At 31.1% G+C, this 18,629-nt stretch carries 18 protein-coding genes and 1 riboswitch; of the genes, 6 read left to right on the top strand and 12 right to left on the bottom strand.

The genetic code is table 11. The annotated features are described in order from the left end of the window. Nucleotides 1–132 precede the first annotated feature (132 nt). The 5 genes from B4H69_RS15860 to B4H69_RS15840 form a co-directional block, all read right to left on the bottom strand. Entirely contained in the window at nucleotides 133–1,572 is a 1,440-nt protein-coding gene (locus tag B4H69_RS15860) for a T9SS type A sorting domain-containing protein (protein WP_180905738.1), read from the bottom strand. A 135-nt stretch (nucleotides 1,573–1,707) separates the two neighbouring features. Continuing rightward, on the bottom strand, nucleotides 1,708–2,190 hold the full coding sequence (locus B4H69_RS15855) for an inorganic diphosphatase (protein ID WP_038336778.1): 483 nt from the start codon (nucleotides 2,188–2,190) through the stop codon (nucleotides 1,708–1,710). A gap of 30 nt (nucleotides 2,191–2,220) precedes the next feature. Then, nucleotides 2,221–4,758 (bottom strand): DUF5686 family protein, encoded by a 2,538-nt coding sequence (locus B4H69_RS15850; RefSeq protein WP_180905737.1) that lies wholly within the window; start codon nucleotides 4,756–4,758, stop codon nucleotides 2,221–2,223. 76 nt (nucleotides 4,759–4,834) lie between these two features. Then, nucleotides 4,835–5,812 (bottom strand): pyruvate dehydrogenase complex E1 component subunit beta, encoded by a 978-nt coding sequence (locus B4H69_RS15845; protein ID WP_114998120.1) that lies wholly within the window; start codon nucleotides 5,810–5,812, stop codon nucleotides 4,835–4,837. A gap of 158 nt (nucleotides 5,813–5,970) precedes the next feature. Continuing rightward, nucleotides 5,971–6,222: a TM2 domain-containing protein gene (locus B4H69_RS15840; RefSeq protein ID WP_125349960.1), complete on the bottom strand. Its 252-nt coding sequence runs from the start codon at nucleotides 6,220–6,222 to the stop codon at nucleotides 5,971–5,973. 175 nt (nucleotides 6,223–6,397) lie between these two features. After that, a riboswitch (cobalamin riboswitch) is annotated at nucleotides 6,398–6,541 on the top strand. Nucleotides 6,542–6,575: 34 nt separating this feature from the next. Between B4H69_RS15840 and B4H69_RS15835 the strand changes: the two genes are divergently transcribed. Together B4H69_RS15835 and B4H69_RS15830 are read left to right on the top strand one after the other, a co-directional pair. After that, the gene (locus tag B4H69_RS15835; protein ID WP_280045445.1) at nucleotides 6,576–8,384 is read left to right on the top strand and encodes a TonB-dependent receptor plug domain-containing protein; all 1,809 of its coding nucleotides are present in this window, start codon (nucleotides 6,576–6,578) and stop codon (nucleotides 8,382–8,384) included. A gap of 6 nt (nucleotides 8,385–8,390) precedes the next feature. Beyond that, nucleotides 8,391–9,467: a DUF5074 domain-containing protein gene (locus tag B4H69_RS15830; protein WP_180905735.1), complete on the top strand. Its 1,077-nt coding sequence runs from the start codon at nucleotides 8,391–8,393 to the stop codon at nucleotides 9,465–9,467. A 36-nt stretch (nucleotides 9,468–9,503) separates the two neighbouring features. Here the strand turns inward: B4H69_RS15830 and B4H69_RS15825 are convergent, their stop codons facing one another. Beyond that, complete coding sequence (locus B4H69_RS15825; RefSeq protein WP_180905734.1) at nucleotides 9,504–10,409, bottom strand: EamA family transporter; 906 nt, start codon at nucleotides 10,407–10,409, stop codon at nucleotides 9,504–9,506. 76 nt (nucleotides 10,410–10,485) lie between these two features. On the opposite strand from B4H69_RS15825, the gene B4H69_RS15820 reads away from it, so the two are divergent. Continuing rightward, nucleotides 10,486–10,926: a nucleoside deaminase gene (locus B4H69_RS15820; protein ID WP_180905733.1), complete on the top strand. Its 441-nt coding sequence runs from the start codon at nucleotides 10,486–10,488 to the stop codon at nucleotides 10,924–10,926. On the opposite strand, the gene B4H69_RS15815 is transcribed toward B4H69_RS15820, so the two are convergent. Further along, nucleotides 10,923–11,669, bottom strand: a complete 747-nt coding sequence (locus B4H69_RS15815; RefSeq protein ID WP_180905732.1) for an alpha/beta fold hydrolase — start codon at nucleotides 11,667–11,669, stop codon at nucleotides 10,923–10,925. The two genes, B4H69_RS15820 and B4H69_RS15815, sit on opposite strands and share 4 nt — an antisense overlap. Nucleotides 11,670–11,717: 48 nt before the next feature. On the opposite strand from B4H69_RS15815, the gene B4H69_RS15810 reads away from it, so the two are divergent. Beyond that, entirely contained in the window at nucleotides 11,718–12,197 is a 480-nt protein-coding gene (locus B4H69_RS15810) for a hypothetical protein (RefSeq protein WP_291094845.1), read from the top strand. A 27-nt stretch (nucleotides 12,198–12,224) separates the two neighbouring features. After that, nucleotides 12,225–12,809: a hypothetical protein gene (locus tag B4H69_RS15805; RefSeq protein WP_114998137.1), complete on the top strand. Its 585-nt coding sequence runs from the start codon at nucleotides 12,225–12,227 to the stop codon at nucleotides 12,807–12,809. 2 nt (nucleotides 12,810–12,811) lie between these two features. Here the strand turns inward: B4H69_RS15805 and B4H69_RS15800 are convergent, their stop codons facing one another. The 3 genes from B4H69_RS15800 to B4H69_RS15790 form a co-directional block, all read right to left on the bottom strand. Next, nucleotides 12,812–13,405: a hypothetical protein gene (locus B4H69_RS15800; RefSeq protein ID WP_219034054.1), complete on the bottom strand. Its 594-nt coding sequence runs from the start codon at nucleotides 13,403–13,405 to the stop codon at nucleotides 12,812–12,814. Between the two features lie 71 nt (nucleotides 13,406–13,476). Next, nucleotides 13,477–13,611 carry a hypothetical protein gene (locus B4H69_RS15795; protein ID WP_260442837.1) on the bottom strand — a complete coding sequence of 45 codons (135 nt, stop codon included), beginning with the start codon at nucleotides 13,609–13,611 and terminating at the stop codon, nucleotides 13,477–13,479. Between the two features lie 128 nt (nucleotides 13,612–13,739). Continuing rightward, nucleotides 13,740–14,891: a cystathionine gamma-synthase gene (locus B4H69_RS15790; protein ID WP_180905728.1), complete on the bottom strand. Its 1,152-nt coding sequence runs from the start codon at nucleotides 14,889–14,891 to the stop codon at nucleotides 13,740–13,742. A gap of 130 nt (nucleotides 14,892–15,021) precedes the next feature. Here B4H69_RS15790 and B4H69_RS15785 point away from each other — a divergent pair, with 130 nt between their 5' ends. Further along, the gene (locus tag B4H69_RS15785; protein ID WP_180905727.1) at nucleotides 15,022–15,624 is read left to right on the top strand and encodes a hypothetical protein; all 603 of its coding nucleotides are present in this window, start codon (nucleotides 15,022–15,024) and stop codon (nucleotides 15,622–15,624) included. 18 nt (nucleotides 15,625–15,642) lie between these two features. On the opposite strand, the gene recO is transcribed toward B4H69_RS15785, so the two are convergent. Further along, nucleotides 15,643–16,362: a DNA repair protein RecO gene (recO, locus tag B4H69_RS15780; RefSeq protein ID WP_180905726.1), complete on the bottom strand. Its 720-nt coding sequence runs from the start codon at nucleotides 16,360–16,362 to the stop codon at nucleotides 15,643–15,645. Then, a complete protein-coding gene (locus B4H69_RS15775; RefSeq protein ID WP_291094842.1) occupies nucleotides 16,362–18,590 on the bottom strand; it encodes a two-component regulator propeller domain-containing protein in 2,229 nt (742 codons plus the stop codon). The genes recO and B4H69_RS15775 overlap by 1 nt, the downstream gene beginning before the upstream one ends. Between the last annotated feature and the right edge of the window lie 39 nt (nucleotides 18,591–18,629).

Genomic DNA, 18,629 nt, shown 5'->3' with positions numbered 1-18,629 from the left:
AACTTAAAAATGTTTTTGGAAATAGTTGATAGAATGGGAGGAAAAAATTATATTTTTTTATGATTATAGAATATAAAATTGAAGGATATTATTTTAAATAATATCCTTCATAAAACTATCTATTAAAAATTGTTACTTTACAACAACTTTAGAAGTTGTTTGGTTTGTTCTTATAAGATAAATACCTTTTGGTAAATTTGTTTGAATAGAATTTTGACCTATTTTTAAATCACCTTGTTTTAACGTTCGTCCATTAATATCTAAAATTTGATAAGGAGATTTTTCTTTTGTATCAACTATAAATGTTCCATTATTAGGATTTGGATAAAGCTTTAATTTATCTAATTTCACTTCATTTGTACTTAAAAGACAAGCATAATTTGAATAATCCACTAAGCCTAATGCAGAATTATCTGGTTTATGAAAAATAACATTTTCTACTCTTTCATCTGTTAGAATAGGATCCCAGCAATTACCTTGCGCCTTTATATTATTTGCAGAATTATTATACAATGCATAATCTGCACCTGTATTTCCATTGTTTTCGAAAACATTGTATCCATTGGTCATATCTATATTGGTTCCGTTACCGATAATTGTAATTCCCCAAAGGTTTCCTTTTATTGTATTTCCTTTTATTGTTACAGATGTTTGCGGTGTTGTTGCTGTTTGAGAAATAGAAATTCCACTACCTCCTAAATTTGGTAGATTTTCAGTATTATTATTTTCTATAATGTTTCCAATAATATTTCCTCCCGCAGTAACGCCTGTAATTGTAATTCCATAACGATTGTCTTTTATCGTATTATGTTCTATTTGAGCAAAACTAACCACACTCAATAAACTAGAAACAGAAATTCCACCAACACGTGTATTTGCTCTATTTCCTATAATTGTATTATTTTTAATAATTGTTGTTTGATTTTCTCCACTTGGTCCCATATTAATTTGCGGACGATTAGAGTTTTCTTTATTATTATCTTCTAAATAATTATTTTCGAAAATTAAAGCCACTGACTGATTCGCTCCAGAACCTACCACAGGTGTAATATTGTGTTTAAAAACAGAATTCTTAATTACTGGATTTCCTCTTGAAAAATTAATCGCGCCACCAGTTGCAGCACCTGCATTTTGATAAGAAACTTCTGAATTATTCATTGTAAAGGATTCATTTAAAGAACGAATTCCTCCTCCATAAAACATTTTAAAATTATTAAAGTTGGAAATAGCACCTTCTTCTAATCTAATTCCTTTGAAATATGTTGTTCCTGGATTATCGGAAGTAAACAAAACTTCTTTAGGAGCATTGATTTCAATTTTTCCTGCTACCGTAATTAATTTTCCATCTGTAATAATCAATTTATAATCAGTATCAGATAAGAAAATATCGTTTGCTGAAATTGTTAAATCATTTGTCAATAAATAACTATTTGATTCTTGATCGAATGTTATTTGATCTGTTAAAGCATCAAGATCTGCTATTCGATATGTTTTTCCATCGTTTGGTGTTGCATATTGGGCAAAAATTATCTGCCCTAGCAATGCTAAGGAAAGCGTAAGTTTTTTCTTCATAATTTCACTAAGTATTAATTAATATTGAAATTAATAACTAAAAATTAATATACAAAGAGAATAGTGTTAAAACGATTTCAAAAAAAATAGTCCTCAAAAAATGAGGACTATTTATATGAAATTGTAAATTATTTCTTAGTGAGCTGGTACGAAACGCTCTCTTGCATCTTGCAATAATTGTTCTGCTTCTGCTTTATCACCGTACCCTTCAATTGTTGTTGTTTTATTTTCTAAGTCTTTATAAACTCTGAAAAAGTGCTCAACTTCTTTCAATGTGTGAGGATTCATATCAGTGATGTTTTCTAATTGGTTCCATGTTGGATCAGCAACTGGTACACAAATTAATTTTTCATCTTGTCCTTTGTCATCAGACATTTTAAGAACACCGATTGTTTTTACTTCGATTACACATCCAGGAACAGTAGGTTCTGTTAAGAAAACTAATACGTCAATTGGATCTCCGTCTAATCCTAATGTATTTTCTACGAAACCATAATCAGCTGGGTAGAACATTGGAGAGTATAAAACACGATCAAAACGAATTCTTCCTGTTTCGTGATCCATTTCGTATTTGTTGCGAGATCCTCTTGGGATTTCGATGATTGCATCAAAAGTCATTGTAATATTCTTTTTTTTATTATTTATTTTCTAAAAATTCCAATCTAAACCGATTGTGATGCCAAATTTACGAACATCTGGCAAATTATTATAATTTCCGCGCCAATTAAAATCAACACGTATTGGTCTAATGTTTCCAAAACCAATGTTTTCGATTCCAAACCCGTATTCGTAGTATATTTGTTGATTTGGTGCAAAATATTGTATCGTCGAACGATTAATAGCTTTACTTTTCTCCGAAATGTCTCCGTAAGCCGCTCTCAAGAATCCTACTTCTCTTAATTTTAATTTTTTGATTAACGGAACTTTATTCAAAATCCAACCGTTAAAATGATGTTCCCAGTTCATCGTTACATATTCATCTGTTACAAATTCATAATAATCTAATTGTGAAAATGTACCATAAACTTGTCCGTAACTCTCATTTCCAGGTAACGCACTCATTAATGATAAAGGAACACCTTGAAATGTTTTTCCTGCTTCTACAGTTACCAATGATTTACCAAAAGATCCAATCAAAATTGGTTGTGTATATAAAAATTGTAATTTATCATATTCAAAATCTGAATTAATTACACCTTTCAATCCTTTTGTATAACGCAACATTAATGTTGGAGCAAGTGTTGTCATTTCGTAACGATCAATTCCATATTGCGAATATTTTGCACCTGGACGAGCAATTACCGAAACACTTACACTTGAATTTGTTAAAGTTTCTTTAATCTGACCATTTTTTTCATATCCAATCGAGAAATGTTCTGCATCTGCTGGTTTGATTAATTGATAATTTCCATCAACACGAAATGTTACATTTTTCCAAGGTTCAATCGATGCATACACATTTGTCAAATTATTATTACTCAAAAATGTATTATCTCCTTGATTGATGATTGATGACGAAGCAAAACTACGCGTCATAATTCCGTCAGAAGCCGTTAACGTTGCAGCCAATTGTTCTACATCACGTTTTGTTCCGATACCGACTTGAAAACGATTATATTTATTGAACATATAACGAAAATCTGCTCCATATTTGAATTTTTCATCTCGAAAACCATATGCCAAGAAACCTTGCGCACGCCACATATCATTTTGCGAAAAATATGTACGAGCTCCAGCTCTCAAACGGAAACCTTCGATTTGGTTGTATCCAAAAGACGAATATAAATTCCCGATATCAATTGCATTTCCGACATTGTAATATCCAGAACCAAAAATCTCGATTGCTTTCACAATATTATTGAATTTTGGTACTTTATTTAATTGTTCTAATGTTTCGTAAATCCCTTCTTGATCTTTTGTTAAAGCTTCAGGACGATTTTCTGCCCAAAACTGATTATCTTTTTCGTTAAGCGCAGCTTTTGCTGGATCTAATTTCTCGTAATAAAAAGCTTCGGGATGTGTTGTATCGAAATCGTAATTGTAATAATTCACCGTTTTATGCGCAAAAATTCCTTTCGCACTTTCCTTTTTACTCAACAACGACATATCCAACATCGCGTATTCTTTTTTCGGATAGAAAATAGAATCGTTTGGAATATCATATTCTAAATTCATGAAAATATTACGCACAAAATTCACATTCATTTCTTTCGTTGTCTCCATCACAACTTCTTTTACCGCATAGGCATCTTTCGAGATATATAATTCTCCTTTAAATGTCAATTCTCCTTCGCGACGCGGATAATATTTGATTCGATAAGATTCTATTCCATCTACATCAACTGTATCTTTCAATTCATAATCATAAACAGCGAAACCATCTGTAGCAATTGGACTCACAAATTTAATGTCTAAAATATTGACACGATTATCATAAATATCAATATCACGGAAAAGATTTTTTACCGTAGAAGCTACCACTTCATTTTTCTCGAAACCTGATGTTTTATTCGCAATTAATTCTCGACGCTCTTTTGTTGAAGGTTTATTAATTCCCGCAATATTGTAAATTGACTCATTCAAGAAAGCTGGTAAATATGTTTTTCCGTTGATAGAAGAAGTATCTACTTTCTCGAAAACAAACTCCATTCCTTTAAAAATCTTACGTTTCATAAAAGTTGAATCAATATTACTAATATCAAATTGCAACTTTTCGTATTCATCATATTGGTAATGTGGCGCTAATTTTAGCCCATTTTTCTTTTTACGCTTCCATACTTCACGCAAAATAGCATAAGCTGGATTTTCTTTCTTTTTAAGACGTTTTTTCTTTGCCGAAACAACCGCAGTTTGTAAATCTACTGTTCCATCATCTTCTTCGGAAGTATTATCTTCTGCTAAAAATAATTGAGCAATAAAATTATAATCAATTTTATTTTCGATTACATAATCAGAAGTTTCGTATCCATTTTTTGATACGACAATTTTATTTGCATTCGAACTAGATTCGATATAAAAAGTACCATCAGAGTTTGATGTTGCACTTACTTTAAGTTCTGGTAAACGAATATCTGCGTAAGGAATAGGCTTCTGAGTTTCAGAATCGATGACCTTTCCTTGAATTTTTACTTGCGCGTGCACAGACGCTAGAACAACTATAAAAAAAGATGTTATATAACTTTTCATCAATAAGATCTGTTTAAAAAAATAAAGCCTAGCAAAATGTATGCTAGACTTTACAAATATAGTTTATAAATCTTAATTATTTATACATCACAGCTTTTACAGCTTCAACTACATCTTTTGCATTAGGAATCCAAGTCTCATACAAGTTTGGAGCATAAGGCGCTGATGTATCTTTTGTTGTGATACGTTTGATTGGTGCATCTAAATAATCGAATGCTTTTTGTTGAACCATATACGTAATTTCTGAAGCAACTGAAGCGAAAGGCCAAGCTTCTTCTAAAACTACTAAACGATTTGTTTTCTTAACAGATTTGAAAATTGTATCGTAATCTAATGGACGAACTGTACGTAAGTCGATTACTTCTACAGAAATTCCTTCTTTAGCTAATTCATCAGCAGCAATGTAAGCTTGCTTAATGATTTTCCCGAAAGAAACTAACGTTACATCTGTACCTTCACGTTTGATTTCTGCTTTACCAATTTCGATTGTGTATTCTTCATCTGGCATTTCCATTTTATCTCCATACATCTGTTCAGATTCCATGAAAATTACTGGATCGTTATCACGAATTGCAGATTTTAATAAACCTTTTGCATCATAAGGATTTGAAGGAACAATTACTTTAAGACCTGGTACATTTGCATACCAATTCTCAAAAGCTTGTGAGTGTGTTGCACCTAATTGTCCTGCAGAAGCAGTAGGTCCTCTAAATACAATTGGACAGTTGAATTGTCCTCCTGACATTTGATAAATTTTTGCAGCGTTATTGATAATTTGGTCAATAGACACTAATGAGAAGTTGAATGTCATGTATTCTACGATTGGGCGACATCCCGTCATTGTAGATCCAATTGCGATTCCAGAAAAACCAGCCTCTGCGATTGGCGCATCAATTACACGTTCTGCTCCAAATTCGTCTAACATTCCTTTCGAAGCTTTGTACGCTCCGTTGTATTCTGCTACTTCTTCTCCAATTAAAAATATAGATTCATCGCGACGCATTTCTTCACTCATTGCCTCTGCGATTACTTCTCTAAATGTTTTTATAGCCATTTTATGCGATTTCGTTCTTTATTATATTTTTTCCTAAAGCAAATGTAATAAAAAACTTGCGAATTATTTAAAACGAATTCATTCAATAAAAAAATCCCAAAATAACTTTAGATTATTTTGGGATCGAAAAATATTTAAAAAAGAATGTAATCTCTATTTTAGAACCAGCCTTTGTGACCTTTTACATAAGTTTCATCAAACTCTTCATCAGATTTTGTTAAATACATAATTCCTTCGATTAATCCAATAAGTCCTCCTGCTCCACATGTCACAAGACCAATAATTAATTGAATAACACCTTCTTTAGTGTAGCCTAAATAAAATTTGTGAACTCCTAAAGTTCCTAATACTATCGCTAAAATTCCGGCAATAAGTTTTTTCTCTGATTTGTACGGTTGATTGTTTTCCATAATTTTTAAAGTTTAACTAAATAATTGTTTTTGTTGGTTACAAATTTAATTTGTCCATCTTTCTTAAAAATCACTAGATATAATGATTTTGAATATTGTACAAATAAAATAAATCTGATCTTAATTTAAGGTTAACGATTTAACAATCTACTTTTTATAAAATCAATTGCTTTTCTTTACATTTGCATAAAATGGTGCTCAACGAGTGAGTTAAAAGGGAATTTGGTTCAATTCCAAAACTGTCCCCGCAACTGTAAATTCTAACATACTTTTTGTAAAAAGAATAAGTCAGGAAACCTGCCATTGCTAACAAATTAATAGAAAATGTTTTCGGAGGAAAAACAGATTTTAATATGAAAAAACTTTTTCTTTGTTTTAATCTTATCGCTGGAATTGCTTTTGCACAGACGGATACCATCAATTTGAAACCTTTGATTTTGAACGATGCTTTTCTTAAAAATCATTACAAATCTCAAAGTATTATCAAACTTAATGATAGTATTTTAGAGCAAAATCCTAATCAACTGACGCAAGTTTTACAAGAGCAAACGCCAATTTATTTTAAAGAAAATGGACGAGGAATGGTTTCTTCACCTTCGTTTCGAGGAACTTTAGCTTCGCACACAGCCGTAATTTGGAACGGAATTAATGTCAATTCGCAAACAACAGGACAAACGGATTTTAATTTATTTGCAAGTAATTCGTTTGACGGAATTTTAGTGAAACCAGGAGGCGGAAGTATTGCGTATGGAACAGGTTCTATCGGCGGTACAATTCATTTGTTGAATAAATTTGAGTATGACAAAGGTTTACAGCAAAAAATAAATTTAGGATACGGAAGTTACGATACATGGTCGGGAAAATATCAGTTGAAATATAGTACAGAAAAATTTAGTTCTTCAATCGATTACGAACGAAATCAATCTGATAATGATTATAAAATTCCGAATCACATGAAGAAGAATTTGAATGGAAAATATTATTTCAATACAATTAATGGAAATTTTGGTTATAAAATCGATCCTAAAAATGAATTGAAACTTTATTCGATGTTCAATTTTGGAAAGCGTGAATTTCCTTTGGTTGACATTGGTTCAACGCCTTCTGGATACGAAAATCAGGATTACCGTTTGATGACAGAATGGAATTTCAATCCAAATGAAAAGTGGCAATCGCAGTTAAAATTAGCTTATATCCGAGAAGAAAGCAATTATTTCAACAATATTCACAAATCTTATTCGGACGATTTACAGGTTGATAATTATATTTTAAAATATTATCTGAATCATCAAATCACGAATAATTTTGAACTTTCACTTTTATCGGAAGCTAATTATAATCAAGGAAGTGGAAATAATTTGACCAAAAGTGATCAAAATTCTATCAATTTTGCCTTAATCGCGAAGCATAAATTATCAGATGTTTTGGAATACGAAGCGAGTATTCGCCAAGATTTTTCTGATACATACCAAAATCCATTTATTTATTCATTAGGTTTTAATTATCGTCCAATATATTCGTATCAATTAAGAGGAAATGTTTCGAAAAATTTCAGAAATCCAACGTACAATGATTTGTTTTGGAAAACTGGTGGAAACCCAGATTTGAAATCAGAATCAGCTTATCAATTTGAATTAGGAAATGATTTTATCAGCAAAAATTTAAACATTCAAACCAATATTTTTTATAATAAGTTGAGTGATATGATTCAATGGATTCCGAGCTCGCAAAACAGTTCTTATTGGGTTCCTATGAACATCAACAAAGCAGAAACCTATGGTTTTGAAATGATTGGGAATTACAAATGGAATACGTTTAGTTTCAATACAACTTATGCATACACCAAAACAAAAGATAAATTTAAAAATAAGGAATTGATGTATTCGCCAAATCATAAATGGACGGCGAGCGCACAATACACTTACAAACGTTTATCTGCTTTTGTACAAAATATTTATACAAGTAAAGTTTTTACCGATTCGGAAGAAGAAAGAACACTTGACGGATTTTGGCTAACGAATTTAGGTTTAAATTATACGATTTCACGACTTTATAGCGTTTCTATGAGAGTGAATAATGTGTTTAACCAGGAATATCAAACGCAAGAAAATCGTTGGCAACCAGGCACAAATTATAACATACAAATACAAATAAAATTTTAAAAAACTATGACTAAATTTAAATCAATCGCACTTATAGCTTTGGCTGGAGTCTTTTTACAATCTTGTTCAAATGACGATGATGGACCAAACAATGATCCAGAAAATGGAAACTATTCGAAAGGAGTTTTTATTTTGAATGAAGGAGGTTTCAATTCAGCTAACGCAGAAATCACTTATTTTGATCCAACAAAAGATGTAAGTACAACAAATCCTATTCAAGAAATTTTCAAGACTGCGAACGCTGGTGCGCAATTGGGTTCTGTAGGACAAAGCATGTATTTCAAAGGAAATAAGGCTTATATTGTTCTTAATGTTTCTAATAAAGTAGAAGTTGTTGACAACACAACTTTCAAAAAAATTAGTACAATTCCATCATCAGATAATATGAGCAACCCTCGTTATATCGTTTCTGATGATCAATTTTTGTATATCTCAAACTGGGGAGATCCTAATGTTACGACAGACGATTTTATTGCAAAATACAAAATCAGCGATTTAACATTTGTAGAAAAATATAAAGTAGATGAAGGTCCAGAAAAAATGATTCTTGACAATAACAAACTTTATGTTGCACAAAAAGGTGGCTGGGGAACAGGTAAAACAGTTACAATTATTGACCTTAAAACAAATGATAAAAAAAGTATAAATGTTGGTGATGTTCCGACAGATTTAACAATTCAAAACGGAAATTTATTTGTGCTTTCTCAAGGTGTTAATTGGGGAACTACTACAAAAGGAAAATTGGTTCGTTATAATTTAACTTCAGAAGATAAATTAGAAATGAATTTTCCTGATGGACAACATCCTAATTTCTTAGTTGCGGAGAATAGTAAATTGTATTACATCGTTAATAATTCTGTTTATTCTATGGCTACAAATGCAACAGCTTTGCCTACAAAAGCAGATTACATAACAGGTGCTGATAGTGTATATGGTTTCTATGTAAAAGGTGATACTTTTTATGTTTTAGACGCAAAAGATTACAATTCTAATGGACGATTATTAATTCAGAATGCACAAGGAGGTCTTAAAAATCCAGCAATTACAACTGGAGTTTCACCAAATTCTGTTTACATCAAATAATATTTCCTGAAAAATCAACATAAAAAAATCTGAAGTTTAGACTTCAGATTTTTTTATGTGTTTTATTTTGAAAATTGTTTGTGAATTAAATACTACAATCGCGAGCAAAATCAAACTATAACCGATCATTTGCATTGGTGAAACAGCTTCTTTGTAATAGAAAATTGCCAAAACAAAATTCATAATTGGATTCAAATAAATTAAAATTCCAACGGTTGAAGAATCAATTCCTTTTAAAGCAAAATTGTTTAAGAACATTGGAATAATAGTGAACAAAACCACAATCATCATGATACATTGATAAAAAATTGTTTCGGTTGGAATTGGTCCTGAGAACATGAAAACCAATGGTAACATCAAAATAGCTACGATTAGTAATTGTGTCATCAACAAATTGAAACTATCAAAAACATTCAAACTTCTCTGAATGATGATATACAGCGCAAATGTACATGCGACAATCAAACTATAAACCAAGTCTACAAGATGACCTATAGAAAGAACCAAACATGCTAAAAGACTAATACCAACTGCAATCCATTTTATTTTGGTTAAATGTTCTTTCAGAATAATGAAAGCCAAAACGGTAGTAATAATTGGACAAACCAAGTACGACAGCGACGCAGCTTGCACACTAATATGATTCATCACAATAATAAACATCAACCAATTCTTCATCAAAATCAACGATCCACCAACAATTAAACTTCCTAATTTTTTCTGTTTCTTTTTATCAAATGATTTGAACAAATCATAATCAGCTTTCATCTTATTGCGTCGAAATCCAACATTAATTATCACTAAAAAGAAAACGGAAACGTACAGTCTAAAAAATAGAATATCCAAAGGTGGATAACCTGCGATTGGTTTTAATCCGAAACTGAAAAATCCCCACATAAAGTAGGTTATAATGGCTGCAATGATATATTTTGATTGATTCATAAAGAGGCGTCAATTTGTACAAATGTATCGAATATCCAATTTGGAAATGATTATTTTTGCCTTAAATTTTATAGAAATGGAAAATCTTTTTACAGACGAATATTTTATGCGAATGGCCTTTAACGAAGCGGTTACAGCTTTCGAGCGAGACGAAATTCCAGTTGGAGCTGTGATTGTTTGTAACAACAAAATTATCGCGAAAGCACATAATTTAACCGAAACATTGACTGATGTGACCGCTCATGCTGAAATGCAAGCCATTACATCTGCTGCGAATTATTTGGGTGGAAAATATTTACAAGATTGCACATTGTATGTAACCTTAGAACCTTGCGTCATGTGCGGCGGCGCGTTGTATTGGAGCCAAATCTCGAAAGTGGTTTATGGTGCTTCGGATGAAAAACGCGGTTTTAAGGCAAAAATTGGCGAATTACATCCAAAAACTGAAATTGTTTCGGGAATTATGAAAGATGAATGCGGTCAATTGATGAAAGAATTTTTCCAACGCAAACGTTAAATTGATTTCAAAATCGAAAAAACTTCGTCATAATTTTCTATAAAAGCCATGTGTCCTCCATCAAATTTATACAAATGAATGTTAGGCAAATTTGGAATTAAGGTTAAAAATAATTCAGGATTAACTGTTTCATCATTCAGTCCAACAATGATATAAATTCCACCTTTGAAATCATACAAAATCGACGAACGATCGGGACGTTCTCGCATTCCTTTCAAAGCTGCACAAACGCCTTCGATTGGCGTTTTTAAAGCAATTTCTTTTACAAATTTCAATTCTTCTTTGAATTGATCACGATGATGAGCCGCAAATAAAGTTGGCATACTAAAACTCACCAACGCATTGAAATTTTTACGAGCTGTTTCACACGCTTTCAAACGTTGATTTTTCTTCGCTTCATCATCTGGCAAAGTCGAAGAGTTAATCAAAACAATATTTTCTACACGCTCTGGAAAAAGTTCAGCCAACGCGCACGCCACATAACCACCCATCGAATGCCCAATAAAAGTTGCTTTTTCTAGATTTAATTCATCCAAAACCTCAATCACTTTTTCTGCCATTTCTTCCATCGTATTTACCTTTTGCGAATTTTCAGAATTTCCATGACCAGGCAAATCAATTGTAATAATTTGCGCTTCTTTCTCAAGATTTTTTCGTAAATTATTCCAAATTAAATGACTCTCTAAGAAACCGTGTAAAAACACCAAGGGTTTACCGTTTCCAATATTTTCGTAATACAACATATAGTTTGGTTCAGAATTTGTAATTAACTAATGCACAAATTTACAATAATGAAAAAATATAGTCCCATAATAATACTATCAATAGCTATTGGAGCTATTATCATTTATTGTATGACAAAAAATGAGCCTCTTACGATGGGAGATTCTGTACAAAAAGTAATCAAAAAAGATTCTTCTTTTCAAGAAATTGCTTTTGCTTCTCCAAAGACTATGAATAATTCTGAATTGAAATTAATACAAGGAAAAGGTAAATTTGAAATTGAAAAAGTAGCAAAAGAAGAACAAACATTTAGTTTTAGAAATGATTCTTCTTCATCTGTTTTTATTCAAATAATTCCTCAAGATAAACTAGGAAACATTAGAATTAATCAACTTATCTCTCCAAATAATGAAAAAGATGGTCCTTTTGGACAAGAAATCAATTACGATTTAAACGAAAAAGGTTTGTATCAAATTCGAATTGGCGAAAGTTTGATGCAAGGCGATCCATTTGAAGGAAAATATACCTTGAAATTGCAGTTAAAATAGTTACTTTTACAACAGAATTTTTCTGTTATGAAATGGACTTTTATCGCTTTTATTACATTGATTACGCTTTATAGTTGTGAAGACAAATCTACACCAACCATTTATCCAAGCAAGATTGGAGTTGATTCTGCGTACAAGGATTTGGTAAAAAAAGATAAACCAACAACAGAAGATGTAATGAAAGAAGAAGTGGTAAAAACAGCTTCTCCTCAGAAAAAAGTTGTGATAAAACCTCAGCAAAAAGTTATATCTAATACAGATAAAATTGTTCCTTTAAGCGCTAATAACACTACAGAGAATCTTGAAGTAAGTTATGCAAAAGCAAAAGCGGAACCGACTAAAATAGCGGGACAAACCAATACGTTTACGTTTAATGCAGATTCTGCAAAGAAAGTTTGGATCAAAATTTCTGCACAAGATTCTACAGCGAATATTAGAATTAATCACATCAAAGGACCTGCGGATTCTATAAAAGGTGGTCCTTTTGGCAAAGAAACCATTTTCGAATTACCTGCGCGTGGCGTGTATCAATTCTCGATTTCGGAGAAACCAACAACCCCAAAACCATACGCTGGGAAATATAAAGTTGAATTGAAATTATTGTGGAAATAAATCTATTTGTAATAGATTTTGTAGTTAAGTGAATGATTTTTCAAAATATCTTGTTTAATCATTTCACCATTAATTTCATTGTAATATTCGACTGATTTTTTTGTTACAATCAAATCAAAATAGCCATTTCCTTCGGGACAAAAAGGATTTTCGTAAGAAGTTTCTAAACCAATAAAATAGTTTTTGGCTTCGGAAGGTTTAAGTTTTAAATGAATCGGAAAAATATATTTTCCTTGATAATCTTTATCCACTTCAAACCATTTTTCTTCAATCAAACTTTGTTTATCCTCAATCGATTTTAGAATCATTGGTTTGAAATAATAATATTCGTTGCAATAATTTTTCTTTTTCACTTTTGATTCAAACAAAATTTCAATTGCGACAATTTCAATTTCTTTCTCATTTGGAAGTAATAAATTCGAAAATATTTTAAGTCCGAAACTTGTGTTATCCGTTAATCGAACCACTTGTTTAAACTTTGGACGAAATTGTTTGTAATTGGAATAATTCACTACCTCAACTTGATTGAGATTAATCGTATCCAACTTTTGAGCAAAACTCATCACAGAAAGTAAGAAAAGAATTAGAAATTTCATGAGATAAATATATTGTTTTTTGTCATACTAAACTTTTCTGATGAGATTCTGAAACTAATTTAGGATGACTTTTAGATTCCTCCATTCGTCGGAATGACATTTTTTCGATTATCATTTTGAGCCTTTCGAAGAATATACTCGTCTAACCTCTCGACACATTTGAAAAATTCTAACGAATATTTCAAATACTCGAAGTGACGAATCATAATTCTTTTTTTTCGTCAGTTCGAGCGATTCTTTTAAGAATCGTATCGAGAACTAAGACGAAAAATCAATCCATAAAAAAAGCCCAAATCCAATGATTCAGGCTATTTTTATTCTTATAATTTTCCGATTAAATCAAGTTTAAAACTTGTTCTAAATCTTCTAATAAGTCATCTATATCTTCGATACCAACAGACAAACGAATTAAATCATCTGTAATACCTATTTCAGCTCGTTTTTCTGCAGGAATAGATGCGTGTGTCATCGTAGCTGGATGATTTGCTAACGATTCAACACCACCTAAAGATTCAGCCAAAGTGAAAACTTTTAAGTTTTCTAAAATTTTGAAAGCATCTTCTTTTTTCCCAGAAGTTAACGTAAACGTTACCATTCCTCCGAAATCTTTCATTTGTTTTTTCGCAATTTCGTGTTGTGGATGATTTTCCAAACCTGGATAATAAGTGTGCGCAACTTTTGGATGAGCTTCTAAAAACTGAGCGATCTTCATTCCATTAGAACAGTGACGATCCATACGAACAGCCAATGTTTTGATTCCACGTAAAACTAAGTAAGAATCTTGTGGTCCTAAAATTCCTCCAGTTGCAAATAAATTGAAGTGAACATCAGTTGCTAATTGTTCCGAATTAACCACAATTGCTCCCGCAACTAAATCTGAGTGACCTCCTAAATATTTCGTTGCCGAATGCATCACAATATCTGCTCCCAACTCAATTGGACGTTGTAAATATGGTGAAGCAAATGTATTATCAACAGCGACTAAAATGTCTGCTTTTTTTGTTTTTACAGCATCATTTACAGCTTTGATGTCAACCACTTTCATCAATGGATTTGTAGGCGTTTCAACCCAAACCATTTTTGTGTTTTCATTGATTAAAGCGACAACAGCCTCAACATTTGTCATATCTACGAAATGGAATTTCAAACCAAATTTTTCATAAACACGTGTAAACAAACGGTAAGAACCTCCATATAAATCGTCCATCGCGATGATTTCATCACCTGGTTTGAACAATTTTAATACACCATCGATTGCAGCTAAACCAGAACCAAATGCTAAACCTGCAACTCCTCCTTCGATAGATGCTAATGCATTTTCTAAAGCAGTTCTTGTTGGGTTTGCGCCACGAGAATATTCGTATCCTTTGTAATCTCCAGGTGATCTTTGCGCGAATGTTGATGTTTGGTAAATTGGAGTCATTACGGCTCCTGTTGAAGGGTCATGTTGTTGACCTCCATGTATCGCTTTTGTATTGAATTTCATTGTGAATGCTTTTAACTATAGCAAATATATGGAGTTTTATTTATTCTTTGTTTTAAAGATTTGTTAGAATTTATTTCGGGAGATTTTTGTAAATTATATTAGTTTTAATTTACAATATTAAATTTAGTTTATGTTAAAAAAAATCCTATTTCTTTTCATCGGAATGTTAATCATTAATTCATGTACTCCCTTATATAATAAAAAATATCTAATAAAAGGTGATTACCCTAAAATCACAAATAATATTGAAACAAATGGATATTATTACAGACAATATGAAAAAGATGGTGGAATAACAATGTTAGTCTTACTTAATAATGGAATTGCTCATATACCAAATACCGGTTACGGAATAAATGACTGTGGAAGTCCGATTGATTTGGAGTGCGATATTAGAATAAAAGAAGAGCAATTAGTAAAATTTAGCAATATGAAAATTGATACTGACAAGCAAAGTAATGCTAATATCTTTTTATGGAATTGGGGTAAATATGAAATAAAAAATGATACGATTACTATACAGTGGTTTTATAATATACATGGAAGACTTTTTTTAGCTGAAGAAAAAGGAAAAATTATTAATTCTAAATCTATTCATTTTTTTAATAGTAAAAGTTATTATTCAAAAAAATCACAATCAGGTAAATCTATTAATAATTTATATGAATTTAAACCTTTTGACATAAGCGTTTTGTATAAAAAAATACCGAAAAGATTAATAGATAAAAAGTAAAAAAATTTTCTTAATATTCTAACTAAACAATTCGTGTAAAACTTGTAATGATTTAGGCTTTTTGAAATTATTGGTGTGAATTTGATAATACTTCACTAGAATTTCGAGTAAGAGAGAACGTTGTGATTGATTGAATGTATTTTTTGAATCTTCGGAAAAATGTAATTCTAACAATTTTTTGAACAAAACAGTTTCATCTGCTTTCAACATATTGATGGATGAATTTGAATTGGTAAAAAAACCATTTTCTAAATCGAATAGATTTCCGTCAATTTCTAAGTTTGGATAAAAACCAAGAAAATGAGATAATTGAATCAAAAAAATCAAATGAAAATCTGCAAAATCGTCTTTCTTTTGATCAAATTCTTTTAGCGAATGTTCGATGTAAAAATATAATTCAGGATTATCTGATTCTTCTTTTAAAACTAAGTTCAGAATCTCAGCCAAGAAAAAAACAATCGCAGATTTGATAGGATGAAAATGCAACGATTCATAATAATGTGATGTTTGTGCTGATTTTAAGAAAACCAATTGTTGTTCATTTGATTTCGGTTGTAAGCTCAAATCTATTTCTGCTAGCGGAAAATACAACGAAGTATTTCGCTTTTTTTTGGAGAAAACTCCTTTTGCTATAAATGATTTTAAGCCAAAATCTTGTGTATAACAACGTATAATTAAACTCGTGTCACCATATTTTAAGCTCGAAAGTACAATGGCTTTGGTTTCTAAAATTTTCATTAACGGACAACTGCAATTTTCAATGTTTTGGTTTCTGTACCATCTGCATTTGTCATCAAAACTAAGTAAATCCCAGAAGCTACGGGCTTTCCTTTTACATTATTTGTATTCCATTCTACAATTCCTCCTTCGGCTTTTTTCTCAAAAAGTAAATTTCCAACAATATCTGTAATCTTAACCAACGCACGATTTGGAAGATTTTTTATCGTAACATTCCCTTTATATTCTGGTCGATAAGGATTTGGATACGCAATTGCATTGTTAAAATTATTCGCTTCTGTCGACACATCTCCATTATACGAAACCACACCTTTTTCTGTTGCAAAAAATACTTTCGCTGTCGATTCGTCTATGGAAACATCGTACACAATATCCGAAGGTAAAGGTGAGTTCTTAGAAGTAAAATGCAATTTCGTCGACTCTCCACTATCCGAAACATAATAAACGCCCGCTCCATTTGTAGCAATCCATTTATTGTTTGCATTATCCACTTTTATCGCATAAATCCCAACATCTGTTAACAGAGCTTCCGGAATTCCATCTTGAATAATCACAATTGGTTCTGCGACAATATTATTAGAACTTACAGCATTATCAGCTCCGTACAAAACGACTAAACCTTGTTCTGTCCCAATCCATAAATTATTTGATTTGTCATTTGCAACAGTCAGAACATTATTAATTGGTAGCTTATTTGAAGTTGTCATTGTTGTTACAATTTCATATTTTTTGTCTAAAACTGTAACCCCACCTCCTTGTCTACCACTTGCATAATAGGTATAAACATCAGAAAAATCAGGAGAAAGTGCTACTATTGGAGACGTTTTATCAACATCATAACTTTTCCAAGTACCATTTGCATTTCTCTCTACATAATATACAGACTGATAATCAGGCGATTTACCATCAGGATATGAAGCTCCAATATGTAAATTTCCTAACTTATCATAAGCCAAGCCCGAAATTCTAGAACTTGGAAACTGATCGTTAATAATTTTCTTAGGTATTAAATCTACATCAAATTCTAATAAATCAGTTCTTCCATTTTTATCACGTCCATATTTATTAAATGATGAAACTATAAATGTATTTTTATCTTTATCTGGATGAGGAGCGATTCTTAAAACATCTCGAATATCAAAAATATCTTTTGAACGAAAGTTATTCCATTTTTTAGTGTCATAATAAAAAAATCCATCATTATTTTCTAATACGTTTGAATAACTTTCTGTTCCTCCAGGTGCAATCCAAACTTTTCCATTTTTTGTCGTTACAGACCAAGCTTTATTGGTAAAAGGTCCATCAGGATAATATTCTTTATGATTAGATAAATTAATAATTCCATGATTTACAGATCCTCCAAAATAAATATTGTTAATAAAAATTCCAGAATTGAAATTTATTTCATTTCCATCTTCATCAATTATAGGATAATCTAGTCCATTCAAAATAGAAACTTGATTGTTTTGAGTAACAATTAATTGTCCATTAGATGATTTTAAATTAAGAATTGTATTATAAGAACCCACTGAAGAGCCATTTAAAGTTTTCAATTCATTGTTTATCGAATAATAAATCTGATTTTCAAACAATTCTATATTGGTAACATTTTGATTAAATGTTGGCTGTATCCACGAATTAATATTTGGATTATTTAATTTCTTTGAAGTTAATTCACTTGAATAAATTCCGTTTGAAGTTGCGATATATAGTTTATTATTCAAAATTGCTGCATCATTTACTACAGCTGTATTTGTGCGCGTTGTTTCTTTAAATTCTTCCTCTTTTAGATCATAAGAAACAATTCCAAAAGCTCCAGAAATAAACGCAATTCCATCGTTTATAAAAATATGATTGACTTTTTTATCTCCCGAAAAACCATTCCATTTGATATCCAAAACCATTGTCGATTCTCCAGATTTCAGCAAATCTAAACCTCCATTTTCATAACCAACTAAAAACGAATCAGAATCTTTGTCATAAGCCATTGCAGAAACCCCAACATTGTTCAAGAAATTGGTTTTATTTAGCTTAATCCAATCACTTGTTGGATTTTGAGGATTGAACAAGAAAATTCCGTTTTCAGTTCCACAATAAATCACACCATTTACTTCTTCCAACAATTTCACATTATTGTAAGAAAAAAGATCAGCCCAACGCACTTTATCATTTTGAGCGTTTAAACTTGTGAAAATCATGGTGATGAAAATGAACAATTTTGTCTTCATAATGCACAAAAATACTGTAATTTATAACAAAATAACTTG

The sequence above is a fragment of the Empedobacter sp. UBA6745 genome, assembly GCF_002453775.1.
Taxonomy (GTDB): domain Bacteria; phylum Bacteroidota; class Bacteroidia; order Flavobacteriales; family Weeksellaceae; genus Empedobacter; species Empedobacter falsenii_C.
The sequence above is the reverse complement of the archived record's forward strand: the minus strand, read 5'-3'. Positions and strand labels throughout refer to the sequence as shown.

Excerpts from the sequence above, each read along its gene's own strand:
- B4H69_RS15820 (WP_180905733.1), top strand. The coding sequence starts at position 10,486 with ATGGAAAATCTTTTTACAGACGAATATTTTATGCGAATGGCCTTTAAC.
- B4H69_RS15850 (WP_180905737.1), bottom strand. The coding sequence starts at position 4,758 with ATGAAAAGTTATATAACATCTTTTTTTATAGTTGTTCTAGCGTCTGTG.
- recO (WP_180905726.1), bottom strand. The coding sequence starts at position 16,362 with ATGAAAATTTTAGAAACCAAAGCCATTGTACTTTCGAGCTTAAAATAT.
- B4H69_RS15785 (WP_180905727.1), top strand. The coding sequence starts at position 15,022 with ATGTTAAAAAAAATCCTATTTCTTTTCATCGGAATGTTAATCATTAAT.
- B4H69_RS15805 (WP_114998137.1), top strand. The coding sequence starts at position 12,225 with ATGAAATGGACTTTTATCGCTTTTATTACATTGATTACGCTTTATAGT.
- B4H69_RS15795 (WP_260442837.1), bottom strand. The coding sequence starts at position 13,611 with ATGATTCGTCACTTCGAGTATTTGAAATATTCGTTAGAATTTTTCAAA.
- B4H69_RS15825 (WP_180905734.1), bottom strand. The coding sequence starts at position 10,409 with ATGAATCAATCAAAATATATCATTGCAGCCATTATAACCTACTTTATG.
- B4H69_RS15775 (WP_291094842.1), bottom strand. The coding sequence starts at position 18,590 with ATGAAGACAAAATTGTTCATTTTCATCACCATGATTTTCACAAGTTTA.
- B4H69_RS15860 (WP_180905738.1), bottom strand. The coding sequence starts at position 1,572 with ATGAAGAAAAAACTTACGCTTTCCTTAGCATTGCTAGGGCAGATAATT.
- B4H69_RS15845 (WP_114998120.1), bottom strand. The coding sequence starts at position 5,812 with ATGGCTATAAAAACATTTAGAGAAGTAATCGCAGAGGCAATGAGTGAA.
- B4H69_RS15855 (WP_038336778.1), bottom strand. The coding sequence starts at position 2,190 with ATGACTTTTGATGCAATCATCGAAATCCCAAGAGGATCTCGCAACAAA.
- B4H69_RS15840 (WP_125349960.1), bottom strand. The coding sequence starts at position 6,222 with ATGGAAAACAATCAACCGTACAAATCAGAGAAAAAACTTATTGCCGGA.
- B4H69_RS15815 (WP_180905732.1), bottom strand. The coding sequence starts at position 11,669 with ATGTTGTATTACGAAAATATTGGAAACGGTAAACCCTTGGTGTTTTTA.
- B4H69_RS15810 (WP_291094845.1), top strand. The coding sequence starts at position 11,718 with ATGAAAAAATATAGTCCCATAATAATACTATCAATAGCTATTGGAGCT.
- B4H69_RS15835 (WP_280045445.1), top strand. The coding sequence starts at position 6,576 with ATGAAAAAACTTTTTCTTTGTTTTAATCTTATCGCTGGAATTGCTTTT.
- B4H69_RS15800 (WP_219034054.1), bottom strand. The coding sequence starts at position 13,405 with ATGAAATTTCTAATTCTTTTCTTACTTTCTGTGATGAGTTTTGCTCAA.
- B4H69_RS15790 (WP_180905728.1), bottom strand. The coding sequence starts at position 14,891 with ATGAAATTCAATACAAAAGCGATACATGGAGGTCAACAACATGACCCT.
- B4H69_RS15830 (WP_180905735.1), top strand. The coding sequence starts at position 8,391 with ATGACTAAATTTAAATCAATCGCACTTATAGCTTTGGCTGGAGTCTTT.